This is a genomic window from Segatella cerevisiae (genome assembly GCF_024054555.1).
GTDB lineage: Bacteria > Bacteroidota > Bacteroidia > Bacteroidales > Bacteroidaceae > Prevotella > Prevotella cerevisiae.
Window position 1 is genome coordinate 1 of sequence record NZ_JAMXLY010000109.1, and the last position, 1,236, is coordinate 1,236.

3 protein-coding genes are annotated in these 1,236 nt (G+C 33.5%); all 3 read left to right on the top strand.

Features of this window, described 5'->3' with window-relative positions; translation table 11 throughout:
* A partial coding sequence (locus NG821_RS12540) for a hypothetical protein (protein WP_252761992.1) occupies window positions 1-260 on the top strand: 260 nt, incomplete at its 5' end.
* A gap of 100 nt (window positions 261-360) precedes the next feature.
* Entirely contained in the window at window positions 361-786 is a 426-nt protein-coding gene (locus NG821_RS12545; protein ID WP_252761993.1) for a helix-turn-helix domain-containing protein, read from the top strand.
* Window positions 787-912: 126 nt separating this feature from the next.
* Entirely contained in the window at window positions 913-1,227 is a 315-nt protein-coding gene (locus NG821_RS12550) for a helix-turn-helix domain-containing protein (RefSeq protein WP_252761994.1), read from the top strand.
* The last annotated feature ends 9 nt before the right edge of the window (window positions 1,228-1,236 follow it).

The following is a 1,236-nucleotide window of genomic DNA, read 5'->3' on the forward strand; positions in this document are numbered from 1 at the left end:
ATCATGTAAAATATTATCTGTGTAAGGATAATAACTTTGGTGCGAATTTTATTTATCGTGTATTTCATCAAGAGTTTCAGAATCATGCTGGAAAAGAAAGTGTGCGATGTTCTTCCATCTGTCGAAAGCTTGCGGTTCAAGAAGGGACTAAATATTATGTAGAACTTCCCGTTAGTGCAAACAGAAAAGGCGTCCGTAGAAAAGCAACTGCTCAAGCAGACGACATTGAAAGAGATTTAATTTATTATAGTAATAATTGATTAATTTATAATATATAAAAAGTTTGTGTTAAACTATTAATTTAATATATTTGTTTCCTAAACAGATTACCTTTGTAAGGTATAAAAAATAAATAATACTATGGAAAAAATATCTTTTGATCAATTGCCTCAAATGGTAAGTAATATTGCTAAGGAGGTCTCAACATTAAAAGCCATGATGACGGTAATGCTTCCTAAAGGCAGTTCCCTTAAGTATCGTGTGGAAGATGGAAAACCTGAGATTCTAATGTGCAAAGAGGTTTCTTCTTCTGTCATCTATCAGCATACAATCTGTGATGTAGCATGCGCCTGTAAGATTATGAATATGGCCAAGTCTACCTTATATGCTCATGTTCGACAAGGTGATATTCCTGGCATGAAGAAGGGCAAAAAATGGTATTTTTATGAGGATGAACTGGCTAAGTGGATAGAAAGTGGAAATACTGTTAAGCACCAGCAACAGAATCAAGAAATATTAGACAGGATCAGATCAGGTATTCATCATAAGCCAAAATCTATCAGATAAATCCTATTATCTGCATCAAATCAGCATTACTTATCGGCATGTATCACCATTTAGTACTTAGGGATACTTGCCGATTTTGATTTCTTTTGCTATCTTTATATTAGAAACATAAAGATAGTAAAGCGTATGGGAATTGAAGATATTCTGGAATCACATGATCCTTATACTATTAAGGTTACACCAAAACAGCTTTTACAGTTTGCTAAAGCTATTGTGGAAAAGAACAATGAAAAACTTGCTGCCATTATCCGGAACGAGAATGCTGATAAACTTATAACGGTCAAGGATGCCCAGAATATGCTTGGGAAATGCCGTAAAACATTATGGTCTTGGGATAAATCAGGATATCTAGTTTCTGTAAAATGCGGTAATAAGAACTATTATCATCTGTCAGATATAGAGAGAATTCTTAAAGGGAAAGGAGATAATTCCACATATTAATTTTAACAT

Coding starts and splice junctions, on each gene's coding strand:
- NG821_RS12550 (WP_252761994.1), top strand. CDS start 913: ATGGGAATTGAAGATATTCTGGAATCACATGATCCTTATACTATTAAG.
- NG821_RS12545 (WP_252761993.1), top strand. CDS start 361: ATGGAAAAAATATCTTTTGATCAATTGCCTCAAATGGTAAGTAATATT.